This is a genomic window from Bradyrhizobium sp. MI1.3, assembly GCF_055811695.1.
Map to the genome: position 1 here is coordinate 1 of NZ_JBVVPQ010000052.1, position 25,336 is coordinate 25,336.

Here is a 25,336-nt window from a genome sequence, read left to right on the forward strand (position 1 = left end):
TCTGCAGAATCTCCGCCTGCTTGGTGATCGACAGATCGTGCTCACGGTCGATCATCGCTTTGCGCTCAGCAATCCCGCCTTGGTGAGCGCTTCTTCTAAAAAATCGTTCTCCAGCGTCAGCTCTCCGATCTTGGCGTGCAGCGACTTCACGTCGATAGCAGCCGCGGCAGGCGACATGCTCCCAGAGCCGAAGACCCCGGAAGCGCCACCCTCCAACTGCGCCTTCCACGCCGTAATCTGATTGGGGTGGACGTCGAACTGCTCGGCAAGCTGAGCTATCGTCCGGTCGCCCTTGACAGCGGCAAGCGCCACCTTCGCCTTGAACGCCGGTGTGTGGTTCCGGCGCGATCGTCTGTTCATGGTCTCTCCTGTTCACGGCGATTATCGCCGCGTTTCAGGCGGAAACTCCACTTATCGTCTTGTTCAAATTTGCGGAGCCGGCTCTTTTCGCAGACGTCACAGAAATCCAGGCAAATGGCGACCCCCATCAAAGCACCTTCGGTGGCCAGGACACATACACGGTCACCCGCAGTGATGTTTTCCGTTCCCCAACCATCGTGCGCGTAGGGGCGATCTTGTCGTAGATCAGGCGCTCCTCTCCATAGCCGTTGTAGGTCCGGGCTCGGTTCACGATCCCATGGTCGGTTGTCTCGTGCCAGGTCCCTGGAATCAGAATTTCGGGAGCTTCCAGCTCGTCCGTAATGTCGCGATCTCGAACGAGCTTGAGGATGTGCTCGCGCAATTCCGGCGAGACGGTTAACTCGGGCCACACAATCGCGATGCAGTTCTCCTTCAGAGCCTGATCGATCTGCTGAGAAATGGTGTCCTCAGCTGACGGTGCGTTAGTGCCAGAGATGATGAAGCGCTTATCGCACTCTGTTGAACAGAACTCCGGCTGGAGCTCTAGTGCCTTGAACAGGCAAGCGCCCACCTTCCATTCACTCGCATCCGGTGCGGTACTATGCAATGTGCGAGTATCCACGACCTGCACCGGGTAGCCCTTTATCACTGAGGGCAGGATCCGATGAAAGAGCAGGCCCCGTTTCGAGTAGGCTTGCAGCCTTCGAGCCGGACGCAATGCGCTCACGCCCTGCCGCGGAATGAACCAGCATCTAAGCTGCTTGACGTGCCACTCACTCGGCACGATCGGCCAATGAGACCGCCGATCAGCAAGCGCACGATCAAGTTCCCGTATCAGGCCGCCCATTCTTACGGCTGCCAGTTCAGCCGTCTCATAGGATAGCGACCACGAGAGATGGCCAACTCCTATTGAGCCGGTGAAGCTCTCTCGTGCGTCCTCGATTCGCTTTTCTGTAAGATTTCGGTAGGCCTTGTGCACGCTTCCGGGAGCATTCCGAAACAGCGCGTCGAGCTCAATCAGAGCTTTCCTGAGATCATCCCGACTGGCATTCGTGATTAGCTCCTGTCGTTCGGCAAGCTCCCGCGCCTCTTTCTTCCAGGCATCAAAAAATTCTTCCAGGCATCAAAAACTGACGTTTCGGCTCGGTTGTCCACGCGCCCAGGCAAAATTTTCGTCCCAATCACCACCACCAATATATTCCATCGATAGGCGTGCGCCGACCAATTTGCAATTGGCCCGACCAGTTGCTCACACTTCATCGCCGGTGCCGAGCCGCCACAACCGAGCCGCTTTCGCAGAAGTGTACGGCCGCAGTGAAAACCTGCGCAAAATCCTGCGGGGACAACGAAAAGCTGCATTGTTGTCACGATGCTATTGACGAACCCATGCGGACTGTTTTTCAATGTGCACGGGAGATCCGCGGTGCTCAGGCACGCGGACGGGGGCGTTCATATGGGGATATTCAGCCGAGCCGCGGCTGGCATTGGCATCTGCCTTGCCGTGAGCGGGTGCACCAGCCTGTATCATATTCATGACCCGCAGACAGGTGTGATCACGGCGGGTGAGCTGCCGTACTTTCTCAAGTCGATCAGGTGTGAGGTCGTGACTTTCTACCAGCTCGAACGCGAGAGGCGAAAGGAATACCTGAAGATCTACAAGAGGCGGCCTGAAGAGGCGTTCGATAGGTACGCTCATTTTGACATCGACCCCTTCCTGTACGGCACATTCTTTCTGGAGTTGAAGGTGACCGATACCGGCGGGCTCGGATCCGGTACGGCATTCGACTACAAAAGGATTCTGAGCGTGAGCAGTAATGACGTGACCCATGTGGGCCCCACTGCTTCAGCCCAGGATACCTATGACCTGATCTGGTCATTTCTGATGAAGCAGAACGCCCAGCTAGCTTCCGATACGGCGCCGGCGCCGGCGGATCCAGCAAGGTATGAGCGTGGCTGCTATCGAGGAGCGCCTGCGGACTTGATCGAACTCGAGGGCCTCGCCGAGCATAAATATCCGGAGCGCGCCGCCTACAAGCGTATCATTGTCGATGCATCCAAGCCGCTCGCAGCTTGGTTACGGGACAACGCGATCCTCATAGCCGCCAACAATCTCACGCCGGCCATGCCTTCGGAGAGCGCGGAGCCGGCGCAAATGACGTACACGTTTTCAGTCCAGGTTACTGGCGGCGTCGAGGCAAAATACTCTCTCACTTCTTCGCGCTGGACGCCTGCCTCAGTCCAGGCGTCGGCCTCCGCTCAGCAGTTCAGTAATCTCGGAATCTACATCAACGGTCCGAATGCCGTCCTTGCTAACGGAGCCAAATCCGGGTCCGCCGGCTATGCGGACAAAACGCCGCCGCTTGGATCAAAGGACAATCCAATTTACACGGCACCCTCGCCGGGAGGAGAAAAGTCGCAGGAATTCCAAGGAGGAGCGGGGTCCACCGGGCGCCGTACGGGCGCTGGGCCTCGGACAAATGGTTTCATTGTGGCGCCAGTTCCTGTGTTCCCGCCGACCCCTACAGCGACGCAGTAGGAAAATGTTTCGCCTGTGGCTGCCCAGATTCGTTCTGTTGCTCGTTCTCTTGTTCTGCTGGGCGGCGAACGCTCAACCTGCGCTTCCTTCGGGCGTCTCCGAAATGGAATTGTACGGCACGGTCATCCGCGGCTCGAAATGGGACATCAAAGAGATACCGGTCTGCTGGGAAAACCTGCAGCCGAAGGATCAAAAGTATGCCGATCTTGTTCGAAAAGCGGTTGCGGAAACGTGGGAGACTGCGGCGCAAGGTGGCGTGTGGTTTGCGAAGACTTGGCCGTCCTGTACGGGCGGCGCGGCAGGTGTGCACGTGCGGGTCGCTGATGAAGGCGCCCACACCGACATCATCGGCAAGTATCTCGACGGCAAGCCATCGGGCATGACTCTCAATTTCAGTTTCGATCATTGGAGCAAAGGCTGTCGGCATAGACGCGAGTTCTGCATCCGTGCGGTTGCAGTCCACGAGTTCGGACATGCTCTTGGTTTCACGCATGAACAGAACCGCGACGATGCGCCGGAGCAGTGCCGCAACGAGAAAGCTTCTGGCTCGGTCGGCGATTATAAAGTCACCAAGTACGACCCCAATTCCATAATGAACTATTGTAATCCAGCATGGAACGGAAACGGACAGCTCAGCCCTCTCGATATCGCCGCTGTCAGGACATTCTATCCGTCCTGACACTCGGTCTTTTGGTATCCACGAGCGCTCCCGCGCAGGCGGATCGCGCGGCAGTGCAAATTGCTGCGCGTTACAACGTCAGGACGGTTCACGTCCAGTTCGTTGGCGTGATGTACAACGACAAGCAGGAAGTCGGCGGCGGCTCCGGGCTGCTCATCGGCGACAGCCTCGTGCTGACCAACAGTCATGTGATCGGACGCGAGGAGAACTATAAGAGCTTCGAAGTCAATGCCCGTCTCGGGTCGCGCAATGCGAACCCGATCAAGGTCACTGCGGTTCATCGCGACGATGCCAGAGACTTGGCTCTTCTCGAGCTGTCGCAGCCCGCCGGAAACAGCGGAGGCGCCTCTCGTTGTCCGATGCCCGTGATCGATGACAACCAGCAAGCCCCGATGGGGACTCAGCTTTATCTGCTCGGTTATCCGCTCGATCTGGATCTGAGCATATCGAGCGGTCTGATAAGCAACCAGACTAGCCCGAACGGTCGCTGGCAAACGAACACGGTCATGAACGTCGGCAACAGCGGCGGCCCCGCATTCAACGAGTTCGGCGCCCTGCTGGGGATCGCAGTTGGCGGCATCGTCAAGTGGAACGAGGCGGATGTTGTTGGCGTCAACTTCATCATTCCCGCCACCGTGATTGCTGCAAGCCCTCTGTACAGCATGATCGCGGCCATTCCAAAGCCTTCTGTTTGCTGGACCAAGTGGGTCGAGACAACGATCTCGTTTGAGAACTGGACGAAACTGAATTCCACGCATGTGCAGACGCAAGCCAATGCCGGTGTGAAGATCCCCGAAATCCTCTCCGGAGCGATCCAGACGCTTCTGCCCGAAGACCGCCGCCTCATCGTGAACGTCCCGGTGTCGCAGCTCGTCGACCCGAAGCTGATCGAGCGGGCGTATACGGTGGACAAAACCAAGGACGATCACCCGGTCGTATTTGCGGAGCATTCGGCGGACTATGCCGAGACTTTCCCGGCTGAGCCCGGCTACCGCATCACAGGGTGCACGTGGCACGTTGAGACCGCCAATGGTGCCAGCAATATCGGTTGCGCGATCAACGGCGGCGGGGCGGAGGTTCGCTTCACCTACAGGCTTACCAGCGGACCTGCTGTCGACAGGTATCGCGGATGGCTGGGCGCTACGGTCAACGTTTCCCAAACCCTTGTAAAGTAGGTAGCTGATCGATGGTCATGCTCGTCTTGCCAATTCGAGGTTCGAACGGGTTGCATCGGCTCGGCCAGGCCTTCCAGCAGCTTCGAACAGTGCTCATTGTCTTGTTTTGCGCGCTCGCGACCGGTTGCGCCCACCAGGGTCCGGCCTCGCAGCAGGCCAACCGGCATATACAGAAGGCGCCCCAGAAACATGAGAGCGCGTTCAAAAAATACGGCTATCGCTATGGCCCCGGGTACTACCACCATGTCCGGCACTATCATGCCTACCTCCCTTTGCGGCAGACAACCGGTGAGGCGAGCGAGGAAGCGCCTCCCGACAAACGCAGCACCGGAGCCGAGGTGGTGGTCAATAGACCGGTGATTAAGGGGTTGGTCCCCGTCTACTTCGCCACCAATCGCGTGGTGACGGGTGGGTCCGGTCTGGAATTGACCCAGATCTCCTATAGTCGTGCGGCCACCAACACATTTGGCCGCGTGACGGTTAGCATTCCCATCGTTCGGAGTGAAGGACTATGACTACGATCGGGAGAGTGCTTTGTACGCTCCGGATAGCTTGTTCGATCTCCTCCAGCTCATTAAATCGGCGGGCAAAGTCTCACGGATTATCGTGATTGCCCATAGTCTGGGCAGCGAGGTTGTTTTGGGCGCCTTGCAGCAAGCCGCGCTGAGCCAGACGGCGCTCGGGATTACTGAATTGATTTTTGCGGCCCCGGACGTGGATCGCGACATTTATCTTCAGCGCGCGAGCCAAATCAAGGCAGCGGCGGGCGCGGTGACGTTATACGCGTCCTCGACGGATCTCGCGTTGCTCGCCTCCATGGAGAAAGCGCAATCCACGTCGCGAATGGGGTTCGTAACCAAGAGCGGGCCAACTCTCGTGCCCGGTATCGAAACGGTCGATGTTTCTGCTGTGGGAAGCGAAATGTTTGCTCTAAATCACAGTACGTACTCAACCAGCCGCGCGGTTCTCGATGACATAGGCCGGATCATCTCGTCTTCGACGCATCTTAAACCCCCGCAGCGGACCCCGACCCTGCGATCGATGCCCGACGATTCGAATACGACTTATTGGATGTATCCATATTAAGAATCGCTCTTCGGCTGTTTGCAGAGTTGTGGGCCACAAACCTGGCGGATGTGTGCGCGTTCAACGCGAAAATTAGAACGCACGGAGGCGAAAACTTGAGGGCGGATGTGGTTTCTCAATCAGCGGGTCCCAGGTTCGAGTCTGGTACGCCCATCAAAATAACGGGCGGCAGTTACTGGCGCGCCATTGGCTCGAGTCACGTCTGAGTTCGGCGTGTCGAATAATTTGCCTTGCGGAAAGCGGCAACCAAACTCGTAGGTCTCTGTTCCGATATGTGCCAAAACTGGATCGGCTGCTCCAGCTAGAGATTTTCGCCAAGACGGCCGAGCTCGGCAGCCTGTCCAAGGGCTGCGGACATTCGGCGGATGTCGAACGCGGCCGCGAGCCGACACCTGAGCGGACTTGAGGAGCGGTTCGCGGTGCGGCTGATCGAGCGCAACATGCGCCGGCAATGGCTGACCGAGGCAGGGCAGGATTTTGTTGCAGCGTTGCAGCCCGCTCCTGAACGACGCCAAAGCCGAGGATGGCGTGAGGGACCGCACGCCGTCGCCCAAGCGCATGCTGCGCGTTACGAGTTCGCTGTCGTTTGCGATGATCTACATGGCGCCGATGCTGCCCGCATTTCGCAAGCTCTACCCTAAGCTCGACGTCCAGATCATCGCGGCCAACCGCTATCCCGATTTCATCGAGCCCCGGGTCTCCCTCCGGCGAGGGCCGCCTTGTTGAATTAGTCCAATTGGCGCGCAGCAGTCCTTATGGACAGCCATAAGCCAGTACTCAGCTTGGGAAGCTTGACGGTATCGAGCTAAATCAATCTCTTACGCGCAAAACTGCCCTTAACTGCCATGAGCGGCATCAATGGGTTGCGGCCACAAAACAAAACGATGATGGGCCACCCGACCCCTACGAAATGCGAAGCCCCGCCATCCTGGCAGATGACGAGGCCAAATCTTCGCAGAGCAGTTCCACGACCAACAATTCTACATCTGCTGCTGATCTCCCGCAAGCAGCGGTCGAAACGCTGGGTGTCGAGGCTTCTGGCCTCTATGCTCAATTCGCATCATGCGAGAGTGCGAAACAGCTAGACGCCAACGCCCGGCTGATCTGGGAGCGGTATGGCGCCGGCAAGCTCTCCGACCGCGAAGCATCGCACCCTGCCGCCTGCATCGAGGGCCGCAGGCCGCACCGACGGTTCTCCGCGGCGAAGCCAGTCGGTGCTGGCGGTCAACGGCGCCTAAGCCGGTTCTTGCCCCGACGCCCGCAGCGGTCTCCGGATCGCAAGGCATCGCGCGAGCGACGGCGAATGCTCGGTGGCTCCAGCGCGCTGCCGGAGAACCTGCGGCACCACTTCACCGAGGGGCAGCGGTCCGTCTTGTGCATTCTCGCGGGCGAGATCAAGCGCCATGGCTTCTGCGACCTCCCGATCGACAAGCTTGCCGCATTGTCAGGTGTTTGTCGCACCACTGTGCAGACCGCCTTCCACGAAGCGCGACGGCTAGGATTAATCCGGATTTCAGAGCGACCGCGACCAGGCCGAAAGAACCTTCCGAATATTGTCGAGATCGTCTCCCGCGAGTGGCGGACTGGATCCAGCGCGCCGGCATCAGCCAGCCGGATAGGGTCCAAACCGGTGAAAACGGGGGGCCCCACGAAGAGCACAGATCAAGAAAGGAAGCTGCTCGGCGATGAACTGAGCGTTCGGCAAGGCCATCCTGCGCCGAGAATGCGGAATCCGGGGCAAAGCGGCCACCGATTCCGACGGAAGGCGGCCACCGATTCCGATCGAAAGCGGCCACCCGATCCGAACGAATGCGGCCACCCTGTTGATAGGGTGAGACGGTGGCGTTGTCGGCAATCTGAACGGGGCAAGGTCCCTCCTTTTGCGGTTGACGCAATGGGAGGTCCGATGCCCGCCGAGAGATTGCCGATGCGGAAGATTCGAGAAGTTCTACGCCTGAAGTATGCCTGTGGGGTGAGCGATCGGGTGATCTCCCGATCGGTCGGGATCGGTCGCACGGCGATCGCGGAGTATGTCCGCCGGGCCGCGGTGATCGGCATCACCTGGCCGATCCCGGAGGAGCTCGACGACACAGCCCTGGAGCGCAAGCTGTTTGCGCCGGCCGGCTACAACCCGCCACGATCGAAGCCGCTTCCGGATTGGGGGCATGTCCATGCCGAGTTGCGCCGCCGCCGCGTAACGCTGGCACTGCTGTGGGAGGAATACCGCGGCCATCATCCCGACGGCTACGGCTACAGCCGATTCTGCGACCTCTACGTCGAATGGCGCCACGGCATCACGGCGACCATGCGGCAGACCCACGCGGCCGGCGAAAAGCTGTTCGTGGACTTCGCCGGCGATACCATGCCGGTGTTCGACGGGCTCACCGGGGAGGTGCGCGCCGCCAAGATCTTCGTCGCGGTCATGGGAGCGTCGAATTACACCTTTGCCCAAGCCCGGTTCAGCGAGGCGCTGCCCGACTGGATCGGCGCCCATGTGGATGCGCTCACCTTCCTGGGCGGGGTGCCGAAGGCGCTCGTCTGCGACAATCTGAAGGCCGGGGTGACGGTGGTGAGCCGCTACGAGCCAGGCGTCAACCGGACCTACCAAGATCTTGCCGCCCATTACGGCACCACCATTATGCCGGCGCGGCCCCGCAAGCCGCGCGACAAGGCCAAGGTGGAGGCGGCGGTTCTTATCGTCCAGCGATGGATTTTGGCGCGGCTGCGCAACCGGCGCTTCTTCTCGCTCGCCGAGTTGAATGTTGCGATCCGCATCCTGGTCGACCAACTCAACGCCCGCCTGATGCGCAAGCTCGGTGCCAGCCGCCGCGAGTTCTTCGACACCATCGATCGTTCGGCCCTGATGCCGCTGCCGGCCGAGGCCTATCAGTACGCCGAATGGCGTCGTGCCCGTGTGGCGCCGGATTACCATGTCGAAGTTCAGGGACACTTCTACTCGGTGCCATCCCGCATGATCCGCCAGGTTGTCGAGGTTCGGGCCACCGAAGCCACCATCGAGGTGTTCCATCGCGGCACCCGCATCGCCAGCCATGCACGCTCGGGGGTGAAGCGCCGCCACACCACGATCCCCGAGCACATGCCGAGCGCGCATCGCCGATACGCCTTCTGGACGCCGGCGCGTCTGCTGGCCGCCGCTGAGAAAGTCGGTCCGTCCACAATCGCGCTGTGCGAGGCGATCATGCGGACAAAGCCGCATCCCGAGCAGGGCTTCCGATCCTGTCTCGGCATCCTGCGGTTGGAAAAGACCTATGGGACGCGACGTCTCGAAGCCGCTTGCCGCCGCGGGATCAGCATCGGCTCAGCGAGCTATCGGTCGATTGCCTCGATCCTCAAGACCGGCCTGGACAAGTCCTTCCTTCCCGACACCACCCCCGACGCCGATCCCATCCAGCACGGTAACATCCGTGGCCGCGGCTACTACCACTGACCAGCAACAAGGAGGCATTATGCTCAGCAATCATACCCACGAACGTCTCGCCGCTCTCGGGCTCGCCGGAATGGCCAAGGCCTTCGATGATCAGCAACGCCAACCGGACGTCACCGCGCTGACCTTCGAGCAGCGCCTCGGCCTGATGATCGATCGCGAAGCAACTGAGCGAGAGAACAAAAGGCTCATCGTACGCCTGAAGTTTGCCTCGCTACGGCAGGCCGCAATCGTCGAAGATGTCGATCTGCGCGCTCCGCGCGGCATCGACCGCGCCTTCTTTGCCAAGCTCGTCGATGGCGATTGGATCGGCCGCAAGCAAAATTTGCTCATCACCGGGCCGACCGGCGTCGGCAAGAGCTGGATCGCCTGCGCGCTCGGTCACAAGGCATGCCGCGATAATCGATCGGTCTTATACCATCGCCTGCCAAGGCTGTTCGAAGCTCTTGCGCTCGCCCGCGGCGACGGACGCTATGCGCGGCTCCTCAAGACGTTATCGAGGGTCGATTTGCTCATCCTCGACGACTGGGGCCTCGCTCCGATTACCGGCGAGCAGCGTCGCGATCTCCTCGAAGTCGTCGACGATCGTCACCAGCGCGGATCGACCATCATCACCAGCCAGGTACCGATCGAAAATTGGCATGAGATCATCGCCGACCCGACCATCGCCGACGCCGTCCTCGACCGCCTCGTCCACAACGCTCACCGCCTCATCCTCAAAGGAGACAGCATGCGGAAAATAACTGCCCAACGCGCCAATCTTGACGCCGCGAAGAAAACCTGACCCAACTCCTCATGCCGGCAACGACACCCCGGCCGCCTTCGTCGGAACGGGTGGCCGCCTTCGATCGGAATGCATGGTCGCGTTCAATCGGAATCTCTGGCCGCAATCCCCGGAATCCGCACCGAGAATGGCGACGTCGCCGCATTGATGCCAAAAACAATGTGCGGTTTGTCTCCTATCCGCTCGGTGGGGCGGTGGCAACACAGCCAAGTAGGTTATAGGCTTCGTGGCGCTTGTTGCGGTGGCGGCGTTCGCCGGTCGATTGGGCCTCGCAATTACGGACTGTCAATTTTCAGTTCAAGGATTTTTATAGTGTCGGCAGCTAACCTTATCGTCGCCTCTGATGGCGCGCATCTCGTCTCGGACGGGCTTGTCTGGAACACAGCAGATCAAGCAATCACTGCGATTTGCAACAAGGCTGTCCTGTTGCCCCAGTTCAAAGCAGCCGCAACGGTCCGCGCTGAGCAATTTGTTGTTTTCCAGGCCGTGTCGCTCGCTTTGTCGACGATGGCGGCTAGCGGCTTTGACGACTTCAAGCAGGCAATCGGTCCCACGCTTATGGAGCTGAATGCCAGGATGGCCGCAATGGGTGCTGCGGGTCCACTTGAAGTTTCGGTCGCAGGAATCTCAGAACAGCACGGCCCGGCCGGTTTCCGGATGACGACGCTGCAGGCCGGCGGCGAGCACCTCGAACCATGGCGCGTGATCGATTTTCCGCGGGGCTTCAACCCATGTCCGTGCATCAGCGAGGCGGACGAGCGAGAGATCCGTGCGGCAATAGAGAAGGCGCCGGCAACGCTGGAAGCGCACGCAATTGCGGCGCTGAAAACACAGCGTGACATCGCTAGCCGAGACTACGCTGAGGGCCGGACGCCATGTTGGGTGGGCGGCTTCGCTCAGATCACTACCATTTCGGCAGAGACTATTGCCACGCGCATCATCCATCGTTGCAACGATGATGTTGTCCCGGCGAAGTTGGCAGCGTGAAACTCGCCCGCAGGGGCCGAGCCGAGGGAGTGCGCGCGTCCAGACGATAGCCTTGCTTTTGTCTGAGTTCCGGTACTAGTTTTCGTTTCTGCAAAATGGAGAAGTTGAAGTGGCTATGGGGACTGTGAAGTGGTTCAACCCGACGAAGGGTTACGGGTTCATTCAACCTGACAGCGGCGGCAAGGACGTCTTCGTCCATATCTCAGCGGTTGAGAAGGCTGGTTACACCTCCTTGGCAGAGGGAGCTAAGGTTAGCTTCGATGTCGTGAACAACCGCGGAAAAGACTCGGCGGAAAATCTGCGAGTCGGGTGAGGCGCCCGAGATCCGGTCCAGCGCGGACTTAAAGCGTTTCGGCAGGCAAGGAGCGCGAGTGCTCAATGTACTCCGGTGGCCGTGCCTTTTGAGATCGCACGCGTCACAGCCTCAAGACGGGCTGCGATGCCGCTCATCCGGCGTGCCGTATCTTGAAGCGCAGCTACATCGGTCCGCCCGGTGCCGGTCGCGAGACTGAGGTCCTTCTGCAGGTGCTCGAATTCTGCCTTGCACCGGTCCAACTCCGCGAGAAGCATTGCGAATTCGTCCATTAGCGTTCTCTCTAGTCAAGATGGACGGGTACCGGACGAACCCTTACCGGTCGTAGGTCCGGCCGCCAGTGCTAATGCCATAAAGTGTCGCTGAGTAAGGAAGTCGAGCCAGAATTGTCGCGTTCTTCGCTATCGCTCCTGCTGTGATGCCGCGGCACAGCAGCGTAACACCTCCGCTGTTTCGTGCGCAGAACGCGTCTGGGCTATCGATGAATGCCAGCCCTTTTGCGCTGGTCCAGGGTTTGCGCATCAAAATGACCGTGCGGCCTTCCGGTAGGGCGCCGATCGGTTGAATGACAAAGATCGATATGAATTGTGCGCCGATGATCAGCGCAACGATCGCAGCCAGAACAGATAGCCATGCTTTCATGATGTCGCCCCAAAATGCGTCAACAAGCTCATTTGCTCGGCTTCATTGAGCTCGACTTAGATGTCGTCCAGCGGCAGGTCACTGCGATCCGATTCCGTGCGGCTGTGACATCATTCAAGAGGAAAGTGCCGTCGCTGAAGCTGCCTTGAAAGCCAGTTGCTCTGATGAACAGCTTGCCTTGGTCCGGGAGCAAATTCATAAAGTCTCGAGCGCCGGGAATAAAAATCGCCCTTCCGTTCGTGCTGCCGATACCAGCCACTCTTGCGGGTGAATCTCCGTTGATCCGGATTAGAAGGTCGTAGCGGTTTGCGGTGCCAGAAATAACGAGATCGGGCGGGATAAAGACGGCCTCCGATTTGTTCTCCCAGCATCTGAGGATCAGCAACGATTCACCGGCTTCGCCCTGGAGCATTGCGACGAGCTGATCGCTGTCATCGATCGGGGATTTGCTCTCTCGGAACGTCCACTTACCTCTGACCGGAGTGGGCTCGGTGCTTGAGTCTTCATCCTCGCCTTTTTTCCCGATGGCATCGAAGCACTTCAATCTGTCTGCGTCGCCCGGGATCTTCTTGCAGACGGCGAATGCCAACAGTTCGAACTGAGCTTCAGCCGTCGGCGCCGAACTAGCCAATAGCAAGAGTGCCATCACGCCGGCTGCAATTATCGACCTCATTCTGATTCCCCCATCACCGGCCCGAATTCAATCGCAACCGGAGCGCGAACGCAAGCCGCAGTGCGTCGGCTTGACCCGGGCTCAAATCGAGGGATTCCCTTCCTCCACAAATCGCGTATGGTCATGTGATGGCACAGAACAGATCTCACGCTGTCATGGCGCAGCGTACCGAAGCCTCTGATAGTCGGGACGATTTTCCGACCCCGCCGTGGGCAACGCGGGCGCTCCTTGCTCATGTGCTGAAAGACTTCGGGCCCTTTAACCAGCAGTCTGTTTTGGAGCCCGCGTGCGGAGTTGGCTACATGGCGCGACCGTTGGCTGAAAGCTTCGGGCAGGTATTAGCCTCGGACATTCATGCCTATGGGTTCGGGGCGGTGCGGGACTATTTAGCGGTCCCATATGAAGCGAACGCAGTAGATTGGGTCATAACAAATCCACCGTTTCGGCTTGCGGAGGAGTTCGTCCTGCGGTCGCTAATCGTGGCAAGGAAGGGGGTAGCGATCCTTGCAAGGACGGTATTCATCGAGAGCGTCGGCCGCTATCGTAATCTCTTTGTCCAACATCCGCCCTGCAGATTTGCGCAATTCTCGGAACGCGTGCCGATGATTAAGGGCAGAGTGGACCGGTTGGCTTCCACCGCAACCGGCTACGCATGGCTTGTCTGGTCGAAAGAAATGCAGCGTGAAAATCCGGCGCTCGTCTGGATCCCACCTTGCCGCAAGGCTCTTGAGCGCGACAGCGACTATTCTGATCGATCGTAGCGATCCATACCGTCTTTCAGGCTCTGGAGAGCGGAAGCATTATCGCTCGCCTCAAGTGCTTTTATTGCCTTTTCGACAAAGGCGTGCAGGCGGCGCCCCTTGATGCCGGGTGGACCTTTAGGTGGCAATTCGGCAGCTGGCGCCGCTTCGTTCGTGCCGAACTTTCCTTGAGATGCCTCGACAATGCGCGCTTGGTTTTCTCCGAACCAAGCTGCTACGTCGTGTTGATTATCTCCGCGGGCCAACATCCCGATCGCGATTTTTGCATCGTGGATTGTCATTGCCATGAGTAGTTCCCCCCAGCCTTTCCTTGAGCTAAGCGCAACCAGGGCGATAGCGCAAGAGGCAGCGCAACAATATGAGCTTGGCGGTGTGGCCGTGAGGGTGCAGTCTAGTCCCCTACCGGGTGGCGGGAGGTATAAGTGTCATTCAAGGTTATCGACGGCGACGGGCCGGGCAGGGAAGAGAGCGATCGTAAGCAGGATCAGCAGTTTTCCCGCGACGAATTTTCGTGGGCGATCCGAGATTGTGCTGCCAACATGCTTCGTATCATCCGGGGCGCAGGAAAGCCTTACGAGCTCATGAGACAGATGCAGATGGCGCTCAGCAAAGTTTTAGGAGGTCCACGGCTATTGGCCGCAGGAGGTCATTGTGAATGATCTCCGGATCGAGGACGAGGCCGCGAATGGTTTAGCAAAGCTCGAGAAGGCGCCCTCGATCAAGACTCAGTCGATCGTTGGCACGAAGACGGTACTTTCGATAGGATGGCAGCTGAACACACAATGTTTTGCGGAGCGCTGCAGCTCATAACGTCCGAAATGATCGGACAAAGCACGCAGAAGGCTGCCGGCAGCCGCGAATTTCACGACGGACTTCGCGAATACCAACAGGTGCGCGAAGCACAGCTTGAAAAGCGCCGTCGGGAGGAGAAGGCTCGTCCGTCATCTAAGAGACCAAAGGTCAAAAAGAAAATCGTTCTGTAGAAAGCATCTGAGATCCATGCCAGCCTACCTCGTCCGCCTAATAAAGAATCAGGATATCGTCGGTTTCTTCTCGTCGCCGACTTAGAGGAGCTCGCCGAGGCGGTCGACGAGTGCACCGACGTTCCTTATTGCGAATACCTGGAGCTGCCCTCAGGCGGCATCATGTGGACAAGTCCGGCCACCGCCCTTCCGCTGAAACGCGGCAATGAGGATGAGGGGAAAGAAGCTGAGCAGATCCCTTGGGTATCTGCAGAGTTGTCTGAAGGCTGGTGGGATGGGGTTTACGGCTATCGTGAGGAGGACTGGATAGCTTTTGATCCACACTTCACCGAGCAGCCGGATCCGCCGTTTGTGGGTCGACAAATGGGACCTGGACATGTGATCCCTTTGAAGGGTCGAAAGCGCGGACAATCTTAGAAGCCGAACTCTCGCTCTCGCTTTTCTAGCACCTTCGGCAACTCCAGCATAGCAACCGGCCATCTACCAGCCGCCAGCTGTCGATTGATCTCGACGATTGCTTTTCCCTTGTCGGACATGCTTCGCACCTTACCACGCTGAGCTGACGAAATATCAGCCCGAACTGGTTAAGAGCACCAGCAGGTTAGCGAGCTATGAACTAGCGGGCTGCCATCACCCACTGATGGATAAAACCTTCGCGCTGATCAGGTTTGTTCCAGTCGACGATCTCCGAAGCATGCATGCGAGCGATCGCCAAGGCCTCATCGATTCTCGCCTTGGGTCCCTTTGCCCGGTATGCGAAAACTCGCTGCTCTGCCTGTATTTCCTGCTGCGCGACGTCGAGTGTTATAACCCCCTCGAAGAGTGCCGGAGGGGGCGGTCCATCCTCGATCAAGTCGAGGTCGACCAGTTCACAGACGCGCATCACACTATTGCGGAGCGCCAAATCAGCTCGAATGCTGGGCGGCTCGGTATGGGCCATTCCGGAGGGATCTTATGCTCAGAGATGGCTCCAACGTCGCGGATAGCGGCGAGCACCTTCTCGTTGCGGAAACTTTCGAACTTCCGTCGCCAAGCGTGACGGGCCTTTTGCTCTTACAATCGCCGAGCGCGGTGCAACAACGAACGTTGCCAACAGCATGTCCATTTGGGATTGGTAGCTCTCGGGCTTTTCGTCATTGACGGTAAACGATCCGAGATCCCCAAGGGTGAATGCTCCAACGCTTGAGAGCGCGCTGTGTCGCTCCCGAGACGAGAGGGCAACACTACCCAACCGGCTTAGAATTCCCACCGCGCTTTCAAGATCAGTGTCGGTGATCTCTGGAAACAGCATACGGGCTCGGGTGAGAACTTCCCCCAGGCGAACGTCTATCTCGCCATCTCGAAATACGACCACACCCAAGTTGACACTCTCGCCGCGCGCGATATCCGGGACGAGGCGGAGAACGGCAAAGTCAAATGTATGTGCCATTTTTCAAGCCCTGCAAAAGCAACTTAGCCCGCGCGTCACGACCACCATCTCGCCATCAGACAACGATTCCGTCTCGATCGGCTGGTGACTGCCAATCCAGCGGTATCGAGGTTAATATGGCCTCAATTTCGGCGACCGGTAGCTTTGCCAGACGATCAACTGTTTCCGCGGCAGATGCCACGTCTTGTCTGAATGGGGCAACGACAGTCTTAAACCACACTCGCGTGGCAGAGTTGAGAAGAATTAGCGGGTCAAGGCCCGGGATCGCGCATCCTTGGCCGGTGCGGCCGTGTTGGCACGTGTCCTATGTGCCTATGTTGGCACGGAGAGCCACTCCGACAACAAGAATTGGGGTGTGACGATCCTGGGCAAGCCGCTTGCGGAGACCGTCGCTCGCCTCGCATAAAGCACTGCCCGCCGGTGACGAACCGGCGGCACCTCCCAATAAGGGAGAACCGATGACCCTGCCGGCAACGATTGATGAAGAACAGGCAGTCCAACACGTCGTGGACTGGCTTGCGTGGGCTCGATCGAACAAGGTCGACATTTTCGGCGTGAGCATCGGCTTCGCGAGTGAAGGCGGCGGACGGCGCTTTGCGAAAGAGCAAATGAAGCGTTTCGCAGCGGCTCACGTCGACCACCGCCTTGTAATGATGACGGCCGCCATGGAGGGCGATGGGCTCGCCCAGGACGCTTTGCTGGAGCTCTGGCGAGAGATGGAAAGCAGGCGAGCTGCTGACGAAGCACGCCGCTCAGATTTCGATTGCGCCCCCGCGCCGCAAAAGCCGGCGATAGCCAGCAGACCTATCTCTTCCGCGATATCGCCATTGTCGCCCTTGTGGACGCGCTCTGTAAACCGCCCTTCAGCCTTAAGTCGACACGTGGGGCGGCGGTGCGAGCCAAGGGAGGTCCTGCCAGCGCCTGCTCCATCGTTGCAGGCCAATTTGGGCTTGGCGAGGACTCGGTCTGGAAGCGCCTTAAGTCCCATCTCTAACTGTAGGTAAAAGTTCGCCCCCGAAGAATTCCTATGACTGCCCGCGCCTCCGCAGGCATGTTCCGAGCAAATGCAGCGGAAAGGGACTTTTGATGCCTCGCGCCCCGAGCACGTTCAGAAAGAACGACGTCAAGCGAGCGATCGTGGCGGCAACGGCGGCCGGCATGCAGATCGGCTCCGTCATGATCGACAAGAGCGGAAGGATCGTCATACAGCCGGCCGGCACGGCGTCAGGCCTAGATGATCTCGACAAACAGCTAGCGGAGTTCGAGGCGCGACATGGTGCGGGTTGATCTCAAGGTCGCGAGGGCCGTCATCGAACTGATGGCGCATGACCTCCTGCTCCAGGGCGTTCAGCGTGTTATCGACGAGGCAAAGCTGGCTCGCCTGAATGCCTAGGCGCTCGGTCCATTTCACGAGCCGCCGCGTCGGTAAGCATGAAGGTTGGGCAAGCGGGATCGCCGCAGCCGCAAGGCCGGATTTCGCCAGAGGAAAGTAGCGCCTTGAACCGGCGTCGGAGCTGATCCAGTTCACGGACCGTTAGTTCCAGGGCGCTGCGGATGCCGGCATCGCGGATGTGGTGAAGCGAGGGAAGTCGGTGGATTCGGCACCCTCTCGCGTTTGCCATATCCCCGTGCTGAGCACCCGGATTGTGTCGTCGATGGCCTGTTAGGTTTGCCCGTCGCGGCGTTGACCGCTGCCATATCCTTCTCAGCCTTCGCTTGGGTCAGGCTGCCTCGATTGACGCATTGAATCACTGTGCGCTCGCCCGGTTGGTCGTCGAACGGACGTGCACCGATGATGTCGCGCCCTTGGTCGCTTCCCGTCTGGCCGAACCAAGCAAGATCAGTCCAGCCGTCGCAAAGGTGGTAGGCGAACACAAGGCGCTCGAACTCGCTGCCGCCGAAATCCTTGAAATGAATCGGCCGGACCGTTCGAGCTATCGTCACCTGCCTGCCTCCTGGCCTCCAAAGCTACGGAGCGGGTTGATGATCTGAACGCCCTCGAAATCCTTTTCATTGTCGGTCACGACAACGCAGTCGTTAGCTTCGGCTACGGCGGCAATGATTGTGTCTAGGACGCTTCGCGAACGGCCTTTGGCTTTGCCATTGACCATCAGCCGCGCCCAGACGAGGCCAGCTTTCTCGTCGAACGATAGGACGCGGCCGGCGAACAGGGCTTGCGGGCCTTCGGGGCCGGCGAACCAAGTTTCAAGGCTGCTCCGCTTCTTGCCCTTCGGCTTCTCCAAGATACCTCGACAGATTTCGGCGACGGTAAGCGAAGCAATGAAGAGGTCGTTGTCCTTCTGCGCGCCCATCCAAGCCAGCAGCGAGCCCGACGGCTCCGGCTTTATGACGTTGCTGATGATATTTGTGTCAAGGAGATAGCGGGTCACAGATCGACCTTACGTCCCTCTTCTCGCGGCCGGCCGAGGTCGAGATCCGCGCCAACCAGAGGTGAGCGACGCAAAGCGGCGAGAATGCCGCCCGCTTTCGCAGGCTCGCCCGCCACTGCCTGCTGTATGGTGCGGCGAAGCTGCCCGGCTTCCGGACCTTCCTCCGTCAATTTCCGGGCAAGGGATCGGAGTAGATCGCGGTCGGCGTCGAGCGCCTGGATCTCGAACCGCGCGATGCCGCGCTCAGTCAGACGAGACCGATAATTCTCGAGGGCTCTCTTCTGCGCACTGTTGCTCATCGCCTGCCTCCGTGCTATATCCAGATATATAGCCACGTTTTCCTTGGAGTGCAAGGCTGGTGGAATTGTTATCGGTGCCGGCAAATGAAGACGGCCTCTCCAAGGTGCTGGGGAGTGCCATCATAGCAAGACGTCCCCCTTTGAAGGGAGGCGATCACAAAATATGATCGCTACGACGGACGGTCGACCCGTGCCTCGCCGCTACGCTGCCACCCTCCAGCATTCGCTCCGTTTCCATTCAAGTCATTGATTTGCCAGATCTTTCTATCTTGCCAACGCGCTATCAGTTGGCATCATTGTCACGAAGCGGAGTGTTCCGCACGAGGACAAGGACGCGATCGTGGCGCGACCGAGACGTACAACAGCCGAAAAGCTTCGTGTGGTCGCCGATGCGTCCCACGAACCGCCTGTGCTTGCGTCATCGAAGCCCGATCCACGCCTCGGCCAATCTGGTCCGACTGCTGGCGCCACAGGCCGCGCGGGACTTCGTTCAAGCCGAAGCAGACAGCCGGACGCGAGACCGCCTCTCGGAGTAAGGAGGTCGCCTCATGAAGGTCGCGCTCTATGCCCGCTACTCATCGGACAATCAACGAGACGCCTCGATGGAGGATCAGTTGCGGCTCTGCCGCCTGCATGCCGAGAAGCAAGGCTGGACTGTCGTTGACAGCTGTACCGACCGGGCGATCTCCGGCGCGTCGCTCTTGCGCCCCGGTATTCAAGAGCTGATCGGTGACCAGCTGCGCAATGTAGTCGTGAGCCGCTTCGAACGCCATCTTGCGGATGATCCACTGTCCGTCATGATTGTAGACCTGATCGATTCCCCTTGGTTTTTGCCCAACACACAGCCGCTGAATTTCGTTGTCGTAGCCGCAGCGTGACATGATGGTGCGCAAGCTGCGCCTTAAGTCATGCATGGTGAACTTGGCGACGCTCGCTTCCTTGACCAGTCGGTCGACCATCTTGGTGAAGCCGGACATCTGGCCGCCTGTCTTTGGTGACGGGAAGACATAGTCCGAGGTTGCCCGCTCGAAGTGTTTCGCGGCGGTAAGCACCTCGTCAACAAGATGGGTGCGCGGCACGTCGTGGTGTAGGCCCATTTTGGTCCATGCCGCATCGAAGGTGATGCGATCATCCATGATGTGCTTTTGCCACTCGATCATGGTTGGTTCGCTGCGACGCGGGCCACCGAGTAGGCACATGCGTGCCAGGAGCCCGAAAGTCCCGAGCTTGCCGGATGCATCCCAAACCTTGATGATTTCCTCATCGGTCAGCGCGCGACCCTTCGTTCGGCGTCCGACCCTTTGCGCGCGCGTTTCCTTGGGCGCGCGATAGCCAGCGAGTACGTTGTGCTCGACATAGCCCTCGCCGACGCACCATTCTAGCAAGGTATGCACGTGCTTGCGCAAGTCCTTGGCTGCGCCGCGCTTGCCGGTCTTGGCGATCTTGTCGACCGCAGCCATAATCTGCCGTCGCGTCAGGTCCCCCACGCCGCTCTCGGCGTGATCCTTCAGCCCGCGCCGGAGCGCCGACATTGCTGGCTTCCAGTTGACGACTTGACGTTCGGTCAAGGACGTCTGGTAGGGACCATCTTCAACAATGAGGGTCGCAAGCGTGGTGCGCTGCTTCTCGGCTGCTTGTTGCCGTCTCGCCTCGCGCTTGGCGTCGTTCGGATCCACGCCCTTGAAGACCTCGCCTGCGGCGATGGTGGCGGCCTTGCGCGCGGCCTTTTCATTATATTTGGGCCATGCGCCGAGGGTCTTGCGCTGGGTCCCCCTCACCCCCGGCTTGGTGAAGAGGTAGACCCAGGTCCGGCCGCCGGTGGCGCGCATGCGTAAGGCGAGGCCGGGCAGCTTGTCGTCGTGGAGATAATGCTGCGCCTTACCCGGCGGCAGCGTTGCGTTGCGGATCACCGTATCGGTGAGTGTCAGCTGGTTGGCCGGCTCCGTCATGATTCCTTCACTCTCTCTGCGCCCGGTGTGCCACGCAAGAAGGGCGATCAGCCCTCGATCTCAACTATGGCTGGAATTGGTTAGCTAGGGTCTACGGATTGTGGTTCTTGCTGGGGATGCCTACGATCTTATTGCCTCAGACCGATCACGGTTCGGGGCCGAGGCCATGGGCAGCAAGGAAGAAAAGACTTAAATCGAGGCATTTGGATCGCCAGGTAGTAGGAAAATGCCGCGCGCCACGAAGCGCCATCGCAAGAGCCGTGGCATGCCGCCGCCCGCGACATTCAACATCGATAAGCTGCCGGGCAGCTCCAACTTGACCGCATTAGAGGCGGCCACGGTCATCCGGCGCACGCCCGGTGCACTCGAGCCGGCGCGACCCGAACCAACCGCTGAAATGGCGCTACGTCGATGGCCGGCCACTCTATCGAACAGATGCAGTGCGTGACTATCTGATCTGGCCAAGTGCGACAAAACCACTAAGGCCCCTCAGCCGCATAATGCTCACAGAGACGCCCGAGGAGCTCGGCCTTGATCGGCCAATCGGTTCGTCCGCTGCAGGAAACCGCCGACTGCCTGCGCAAGGATGGGGACACGCTGCTGGCTTTCTACGACCTCCTGGCCGAGCATTGGAAACACCTACGCACGACGGATGAGATGGACAAGCGTTTGTTCATGACCGAGATGACGATTGCAGAAATCGCGTACGTCCATTCTTTTGTTCGGCTGCGCCGCGGCCATTCTTCCGTCCCGGCCATCGATCTCGCAGCCGCCGCGCGCAGGGGCGGTCAAGGCTGGCCGCGTTTGCGGCCACCGCAAGGCTTGGCCTTGACCGGCCCGAGCACGGCGGCATGCTGGCGTGGAACGGGAATACATTCCTGGCTGGCACTTGCCGTCAGACGGGATTACCCTCGGCGGGCGCGGGCGACCTCGTGGCGAAGCGTGGCGCATCGGCTGCAAGCGCGACCAGGCTGCCCTATTTTGTCTTGCCGACCTGAGGCGCCCGCGCGCCGGTTTTTGGCCGTGGTTTCCATTGCGTCACCAAGCGCTCGTAGCTTTGCTCCGCCTGTGCGGCAATCAACATCTCGCGGTCGCGCAATGCCTTGATGTTGTAGGCATACGCTTGCCCACGCCGGCTGCCTTTCTGTTGCGGATGTCCGGCTTGAAGCTGCATCGCGCGGGTCTTGATGGCGACCAGTGCCGGGCGCGCCCACAGGTAATCCTCGCGCTTCGTCAACAAATGCCAGCAAAGCACGGTGAGCTTCCGGGCCACGGCCACCGCGGCGATCTGATGGCCGCGCCGGGCTCGGATGCGCACGAAAAACGCATGCAGCGGACCGGGCGCCTTGGCCGCTGCCCAGGCCGCCTCGACCAGCATGGCGCGCGCGTGACTGCGGCCGATCTTGCTGATGCGGCCGTGATGAGCGGCGCCCAGTCCGGATTGCCGCACCCGCGGGTTCAGCTCAAAATAGCTCACCAGCTTCTGCGGGCTGTTGAACCGGCTGATGTCGCCGATCGCCGCCATGATGCCGGCAGCGACCGCCAAGTTGACGCCGGTGATCGTAATCAATCTGTTGACCGCGGAATCGTCGATGGCGTCCTGCGCGATCTCGCGGTCGAGCAGGGCCAGATCTTCCGCCAGCCGGTCAAGCTCGCGCACGTGCCGATCGATCGCTGCGCGCTCATCGTCCGGCAACGGTTGGGCGGCCAACCACGTCCGGCCGCGGCCGTTGAAAAGATCGGCATGCGGGCACTTCGGGATCAGGTGCGCGTGCAGGATCGAATGCACCTCGTTTTTGAGCCGCGTGCGATGCCGCACGACCTGGTAGCGCCGCGCCACCAGCCGACGCTTGCGTTCCGTCTCCGCGTCAGGCGTCCAGATCTGCGGCAGGTACCCGGCCGCCTGCAGACTGGCGAGCGTGCCGGCATCAATCTTGTCGGTCTTGACGTGAGCCTGGGCAATCGCCTTCACCTGCAGCGGATTGGCGATAATCACCCGTGCCACGAACGGAGCCAGAACCCGGGATACCGCCATGCTGTTGCCGGTCGCTTCGACCACCACCTCATCACTGGCCAGCAGGGTCTTGCCAAATCCTTCCAATGCAGTCCGCGTCATATCAATGCGGCCCGCATGTCGGAGCCTGCCATCCTCCCAAACCACCACCTCCCCGAAAGTTCGGTGGACGTCGATGCCAATCACCCGTCGCATTCGCACCTCCTGCCAATCAGACCACAGAACGGGAGCTACGGGCGACACGACAACTAAGGATTCGCGCTCTCAGCGCAACCGGGCGAGTCGCAGAGGCGGCCAGCTACTAACTCGAGCTCGCGGCTCATCGAATGCATCGGCCTGCCCGCACCTTTCGTGCTCCCGGTGCCTCTGTCCCGATGGTCGCACCATACGCTACGATCCTGAATATCGCAGCGGAACATCGGCACCGAGAAACTCTCATACCGGTTACCAACCCCATCGAAAGTACCTTCTCCACTATGTGCCACCGCACCATCCGATCGAAGGGCTGCCTAGCCAACAAGACCGCGCTTGCGATGGTCTTCAAACTGGTCGCGGGCGCGCAGAGAAGCTGGCGCCGCCTCGACGGTCATGATCAGTTCTCAGAACCCGTTCTCGGTGTGACATTCAACGACGGGATCGAGGTCATCGACAAGTCACCGACCGTCAGCCCACAACCGCCGCCGCCTAACCGGCTCAGGCCGTCACCGAAATTTGGCGATAGCTCTCTCCCAAGCACAGCGTCGTCGACCTCTACAGCGGTGTTCTCAAGGACGTTTGCTTTGATGACAACGATAGCCCACGCGCGCTGCAACGTCTCGACCTAACCATGTGATCGGAACCGATGTCGTAGTTCGTAAACTGATGGACTGTGATCTTCGCTACAGGGTTATCCCGCGGCCTGATCCTGGGGTTTTAGTCACGAGAGTTCGCCATGAATGACCATCACCCCGATCGGGCGATCCTGGCTACTACGCCTGAATCATGCGTGATCTAAATGATGCTCATAAGGGAACGTCAAGCCGGCTCGCTTCGAAATCGACAGCTTAAGGGGAATCATTGATCTGTGTGGCACTTTCGAATAAAACAAATGTCTCAACCGGATGGTCGCCTGCTCCCAATCAGGATTGAACGGTACGGCTTTGTTGGCCCGCGGCATTCGTCAGCGATTTAGGCTGAGCTCGCACATTTATTTTAACTGCGCGTGTAGCGAAACATTATCGAGTTCGCCTTCCCACCAGGACACAAACACCGCGGCAATACCGTTCCCGATGACGTTGGTCAGCGCACGCACCTCGCTCATGAACTTATCGATCGAGAATACGATCGCAATGCCAGGGACAAGTTCAGGACTGACCACAGTCAAGGTCGCGGCCAGGGTGACAAAGCCGGCACCGGTAACACCGCTTGCGCCTTTCGAGGTGAGCATCGCCACAATGAGTATCGTGAGCTGCTGGCCGAAATTGAGATCGATCCCGAGCGCTTGCGCGATGAACAAGGTCGCCAACGTCATGTAAATGTTCGTCCCGTCCAAATTGAAAGAATATCCTGTCGGCACCACCAGGCCAACGACCGCCTTCGAACAGCCGAGCCGTTCCAGTTTTTCCATCAACTGCGGCAGCGCGCTTTCGGACGACGATGTTCCGAGCACGATCAGCAGCTCATCCTTGATGTACCTGATGAACTTTAGAATAGAAAAGCCTACCAAGCGCGCGATCAGGCCAAGCACAATGATCACGAAGAGCCCGGCTGTCACATAAAACAGGGCAACCAATCCGAGGAGTTTACCGAGCGCGGACGGTCCGAATTCGCCGATAGTGTAGGCCATGGCGCCGAACGCTCCGATTGGCGCTGCCTTCATTACGATCCTAATGACTCCAAACACCGCTTGTGCGGCATCGTCAACCAGACCGCGCATCCGCTCACCCCCCTCCCCAAGCGCCATCAGCGAGAACCCGAATAGGACGGCAAACAGTAGCACCTGGAGCACGTCACCTCGGGCCAAGGCGCCAACTACACTATCCGGAATGATATTGAGGAGGAAATCGACCGTCTTCTGCGCTTCCGCCGTCTTGACGTAGGTGGCTACGGCCGCGGCATCCCCCTTGGGAGCGAGCCCACGACCGACCTGAGCGAGATTGCCCATCAAAAGACCCAGGATGAGCGCGAAGGTTGACACGATCTCGAAATAAAGTAGCGCCTTGACGCCGACTCGGCCGACCTTTCGTGCATCCTGAACATGCGAAATTCCGGACACAACAGTGCAGAAGATGATCGGCGCGATCACCATCTTGATCAGCTTGATGAAGCCATCACCAAGCGCTTTGACCCAGCTACTCGTCCCGACAGCGGGCCATAGCCAGCCAACGAGAATGCCAATCAGGATCGCTATGAGCACCTGGACATAAAGAACTTTGTACCAGGGCCCAGATTGCCGGAACAGGGCGGCCGGTTTGACAGAGCGGCGCTGGCGCTGATTGTACATCATGCTCGCCCCGGCGCCGTGCTCGCAAAGAGGGCGCTCAATGAAGGTACAACTTCGCTCAGTGTTCCTTCACGGGCGGGCGCAGGGGAATCTGACGGCTCCGAACAGCACAGTCCAGAGCCACGGACTGGCGCCTCTCCCGAATCGGCTTGCCGTCCACGCGGAACGAAGTTCTGAACCGCTTCCGAGAGCAGCGATAGAACGTTGAGAAAGCTTCCTTGAGAGCTGGAAAGCATCAGCGTCACCACCCTTTTCTATCTTTTTCTTTATTCGAAGATGCCATCCAGCATCCTCTAGGACGCCAATCTTAGCAGCCGCCGACCACTCTTCACTTTAGCAGGCACTCTCG

Annotated in this window: 28 protein-coding genes and 5 pseudogenes; 18 read left to right on the plus strand and 15 right to left on the minus strand. The window is 59.4% G+C overall.

Annotated features, from left to right (window positions below; all coding sequences use genetic code 11):
* Positions 1 to 360, minus strand: a pseudogene (locus AC0L3A_RS29065) (transposase); the annotation flags it as partial.
* Positions 361 to 487: 127 nt separating this feature from the next.
* Positions 488 to 1,339 (minus strand): hypothetical protein, encoded by an 852-nt coding sequence (locus AC0L3A_RS29070; RefSeq protein ID WP_473255595.1) that lies wholly within the window; start codon positions 1,337 to 1,339, stop codon positions 488 to 490.
* Between the two features lie 474 nt (positions 1,340 to 1,813).
* On the opposite strand from AC0L3A_RS29070, the gene AC0L3A_RS29075 reads away from it, so the two are divergent.
* From AC0L3A_RS29075 to AC0L3A_RS29125, 11 genes and pseudogenes are all read left to right on the plus strand, one after another.
* Entirely contained in the window at positions 1,814 to 2,896 is a 1,083-nt protein-coding gene (locus AC0L3A_RS29075; RefSeq protein ID WP_473255596.1) for a hypothetical protein, read from the plus strand.
* Positions 2,897 to 2,900: 4 nt separating this feature from the next.
* Entirely contained in the window at positions 2,901 to 3,575 is a 675-nt protein-coding gene (locus AC0L3A_RS29080; RefSeq protein WP_473255597.1) for a M12 family metallopeptidase, read from the plus strand.
* Positions 3,576 to 3,628: 53 nt separating this feature from the next.
* A complete protein-coding gene (locus AC0L3A_RS29085) occupies positions 3,629 to 4,750 on the plus strand; it encodes a S1 family peptidase (protein ID WP_473255598.1) in 1,122 nt (373 codons plus the stop codon).
* Positions 4,751 to 4,761: 11 nt separating this feature from the next.
* Positions 4,762 to 5,265: a hypothetical protein gene (locus AC0L3A_RS29090; protein ID WP_473255599.1), complete on the plus strand. Its 504-nt coding sequence runs from the start codon at positions 4,762 to 4,764 to the stop codon at positions 5,263 to 5,265.
* A 37-nt stretch (positions 5,266 to 5,302) separates the two neighbouring features.
* Positions 5,303 to 5,836 (plus strand): alpha/beta hydrolase, encoded by a 534-nt coding sequence (locus AC0L3A_RS29095; protein ID WP_473255600.1) that lies wholly within the window; start codon positions 5,303 to 5,305, stop codon positions 5,834 to 5,836.
* Between the two features lie 365 nt (positions 5,837 to 6,201).
* Positions 6,202 to 6,249: pseudogene (locus AC0L3A_RS29100) on the plus strand (hypothetical protein); the annotation flags it as partial.
* Between the two features lie 67 nt (positions 6,250 to 6,316).
* Positions 6,317 to 6,562: a hypothetical protein gene (locus tag AC0L3A_RS29105; RefSeq protein WP_473255638.1), complete on the plus strand. Its 246-nt coding sequence runs from the start codon at positions 6,317 to 6,319 to the stop codon at positions 6,560 to 6,562.
* A 1,180-nt stretch (positions 6,563 to 7,742) separates the two neighbouring features.
* Complete coding sequence (gene istA / locus AC0L3A_RS29110; RefSeq protein ID WP_473255634.1) at positions 7,743 to 9,284, plus strand: IS21 family transposase; 1,542 nt, start codon at positions 7,743 to 7,745, stop codon at positions 9,282 to 9,284.
* A 19-nt stretch (positions 9,285 to 9,303) separates the two neighbouring features.
* On the plus strand, positions 9,304 to 10,065 hold the full coding sequence (gene istB / locus AC0L3A_RS29115; RefSeq protein ID WP_027515747.1) for an IS21-like element helper ATPase IstB: 762 nt from the start codon (positions 9,304 to 9,306) through the stop codon (positions 10,063 to 10,065).
* Positions 10,066 to 10,377: 312 nt separating this feature from the next.
* Positions 10,378 to 11,052 carry a hypothetical protein gene (locus AC0L3A_RS29120; RefSeq protein ID WP_473255601.1) on the plus strand — a complete coding sequence of 225 codons (675 nt, stop codon included), beginning with the start codon at positions 10,378 to 10,380 and terminating at the stop codon, positions 11,050 to 11,052.
* A 109-nt stretch (positions 11,053 to 11,161) separates the two neighbouring features.
* Positions 11,162 to 11,365, plus strand: coding sequence for a cold-shock protein (locus AC0L3A_RS29125; protein ID WP_317245370.1), 204 nt, complete (start codon positions 11,162 to 11,164; stop codon positions 11,363 to 11,365).
* A 62-nt stretch (positions 11,366 to 11,427) separates the two neighbouring features.
* On the opposite strand, the gene AC0L3A_RS29130 is transcribed toward AC0L3A_RS29125, so the two are convergent.
* Genes AC0L3A_RS29130 through AC0L3A_RS29140 form a run of 3 tightly spaced genes read right to left on the minus strand, consistent with a single transcriptional unit; the run spans position 11,428 to position 12,680 of the window.
* On the minus strand, positions 11,428 to 11,637 hold the full coding sequence (locus tag AC0L3A_RS29130) for a hypothetical protein (RefSeq protein WP_473255602.1): 210 nt from the start codon (positions 11,635 to 11,637) through the stop codon (positions 11,428 to 11,430).
* A 43-nt stretch (positions 11,638 to 11,680) separates the two neighbouring features.
* On the minus strand, positions 11,681 to 12,007 hold the full coding sequence (locus AC0L3A_RS29135; RefSeq protein WP_473255603.1) for a hypothetical protein: 327 nt from the start codon (positions 12,005 to 12,007) through the stop codon (positions 11,681 to 11,683).
* Positions 12,008 to 12,035: 28 nt separating this feature from the next.
* Positions 12,036 to 12,680, minus strand: coding sequence for a hypothetical protein (locus AC0L3A_RS29140; protein WP_473255604.1), 645 nt, complete (start codon positions 12,678 to 12,680; stop codon positions 12,036 to 12,038).
* Positions 12,681 to 12,835: 155 nt separating this feature from the next.
* Between AC0L3A_RS29140 and AC0L3A_RS29145 the strand changes: the two genes are divergently transcribed.
* Complete coding sequence (locus AC0L3A_RS29145; protein WP_473255605.1) at positions 12,836 to 13,441, plus strand: methyltransferase domain-containing protein; 606 nt, start codon at positions 12,836 to 12,838, stop codon at positions 13,439 to 13,441.
* Here AC0L3A_RS29145 and AC0L3A_RS29150 read toward each other — a convergent pair.
* Positions 13,423 to 13,728: a hypothetical protein gene (locus AC0L3A_RS29150; protein ID WP_473255606.1), complete on the minus strand. Its 306-nt coding sequence runs from the start codon at positions 13,726 to 13,728 to the stop codon at positions 13,423 to 13,425. The genes AC0L3A_RS29145 and AC0L3A_RS29150 overlap by 19 nt on opposite strands.
* Before the next feature lie 135 nt (positions 13,729 to 13,863).
* Between AC0L3A_RS29150 and AC0L3A_RS29155 the strand changes: the two genes are divergently transcribed.
* The 3 genes from AC0L3A_RS29155 (at position 13,864) to AC0L3A_RS29165 (ending at position 14,841) form a co-directional block, all read left to right on the plus strand.
* Positions 13,864 to 14,100, plus strand: coding sequence for a hypothetical protein (locus AC0L3A_RS29155; protein WP_473255607.1), 237 nt, complete (start codon positions 13,864 to 13,866; stop codon positions 14,098 to 14,100).
* 105 nt (positions 14,101 to 14,205) lie between these two features.
* Positions 14,206 to 14,424, plus strand: coding sequence for a hypothetical protein (locus AC0L3A_RS29160; protein WP_473255608.1), 219 nt, complete (start codon positions 14,206 to 14,208; stop codon positions 14,422 to 14,424).
* A 162-nt stretch (positions 14,425 to 14,586) separates the two neighbouring features.
* Entirely contained in the window at positions 14,587 to 14,841 is a 255-nt protein-coding gene (locus tag AC0L3A_RS29165) for a hypothetical protein (protein WP_473255609.1), read from the plus strand.
* Here the strand turns inward: AC0L3A_RS29165 and AC0L3A_RS29170 are convergent.
* The 3 genes from AC0L3A_RS29170 to AC0L3A_RS29180 form a co-directional block, all read right to left on the minus strand.
* Positions 14,838 to 14,960, minus strand: a complete 123-nt coding sequence (locus AC0L3A_RS29170; protein ID WP_473255610.1) for a hypothetical protein — start codon at positions 14,958 to 14,960, stop codon at positions 14,838 to 14,840. The genes AC0L3A_RS29165 and AC0L3A_RS29170 overlap by 4 nt on opposite strands.
* An 80-nt stretch (positions 14,961 to 15,040) precedes the next feature.
* Positions 15,041 to 15,364: a hypothetical protein gene (locus AC0L3A_RS29175; protein WP_473255611.1), complete on the minus strand. Its 324-nt coding sequence runs from the start codon at positions 15,362 to 15,364 to the stop codon at positions 15,041 to 15,043.
* An 18-nt stretch (positions 15,365 to 15,382) separates the two neighbouring features.
* Entirely contained in the window at positions 15,383 to 15,853 is a 471-nt protein-coding gene (locus AC0L3A_RS29180; protein ID WP_473255612.1) for a DUF3037 domain-containing protein, read from the minus strand.
* Positions 15,854 to 16,939: 1,086 nt separating this feature from the next.
* Here AC0L3A_RS29180 and AC0L3A_RS29185 point away from each other — a divergent pair.
* Positions 16,940 to 17,140, plus strand: a complete 201-nt coding sequence (locus AC0L3A_RS29185; RefSeq protein WP_473255613.1) for a hypothetical protein — start codon at positions 16,940 to 16,942, stop codon at positions 17,138 to 17,140.
* 237 nt (positions 17,141 to 17,377) lie between these two features.
* Here AC0L3A_RS29185 and AC0L3A_RS29190 read toward each other — a convergent pair whose 3' ends face one another.
* From AC0L3A_RS29190 to AC0L3A_RS29200, 3 genes are read right to left on the minus strand one after another with little or no spacing between them, the layout of a single operon-like run.
* Entirely contained in the window at positions 17,378 to 17,797 is a 420-nt protein-coding gene (locus AC0L3A_RS29190; RefSeq protein WP_473255614.1) for a hypothetical protein, read from the minus strand.
* On the minus strand, positions 17,794 to 18,243 hold the full coding sequence (locus AC0L3A_RS29195; protein WP_317245360.1) for a type II toxin-antitoxin system VapC family toxin: 450 nt from the start codon (positions 18,241 to 18,243) through the stop codon (positions 17,794 to 17,796). Before AC0L3A_RS29195 ends, AC0L3A_RS29190 begins: the two co-directional genes overlap by 4 nt.
* Complete coding sequence (locus AC0L3A_RS29200) at positions 18,240 to 18,542, minus strand: hypothetical protein (RefSeq protein WP_317245359.1); 303 nt, start codon at positions 18,540 to 18,542, stop codon at positions 18,240 to 18,242. The genes AC0L3A_RS29195 and AC0L3A_RS29200 overlap by 4 nt, the downstream gene beginning before the upstream one ends.
* A gap of 602 nt (positions 18,543 to 19,144) precedes the next feature.
* Between AC0L3A_RS29200 and AC0L3A_RS29205 the strand changes: the two are divergent.
* Positions 19,145 to 19,252 (plus strand): annotated as a pseudogene (locus AC0L3A_RS29205) (hypothetical protein); the annotation flags it as partial.
* Between the two features lie 21 nt (positions 19,253 to 19,273).
* Here the strand turns inward: AC0L3A_RS29205 and AC0L3A_RS29210 are convergent.
* Positions 19,274 to 20,491 (minus strand): annotated as a pseudogene (locus AC0L3A_RS29210) (tyrosine-type recombinase/integrase); the annotation flags it as partial.
* 976 nt (positions 20,492 to 21,467) lie between these two features.
* Positions 21,468 to 22,682 carry an IS110 family RNA-guided transposase gene (locus tag AC0L3A_RS29215; protein WP_473255635.1) on the minus strand — a complete coding sequence of 405 codons (1,215 nt, stop codon included), beginning with the start codon at positions 22,680 to 22,682 and terminating at the stop codon, positions 21,468 to 21,470.
* Positions 22,683 to 22,915: 233 nt separating this feature from the next.
* On the opposite strand from AC0L3A_RS29215, the pseudogene AC0L3A_RS29220 reads away from it, so the two are divergent.
* Positions 22,916 to 23,193 (plus strand): annotated as a pseudogene (locus AC0L3A_RS29220) (IS256 family transposase); the annotation flags it as partial.
* Between the two features lie 498 nt (positions 23,194 to 23,691).
* On the opposite strand, the gene dctA reads toward AC0L3A_RS29220, so the two are convergent.
* The gene (dctA, locus tag AC0L3A_RS29225) at positions 23,692 to 24,987 is read right to left on the minus strand and encodes a C4-dicarboxylate transporter DctA (RefSeq protein ID WP_317246483.1); all 1,296 of its coding nucleotides are present in this window, start codon (positions 24,985 to 24,987) and stop codon (positions 23,692 to 23,694) included.
* Positions 24,988 to 25,336 lie beyond the last annotated feature (349 nt).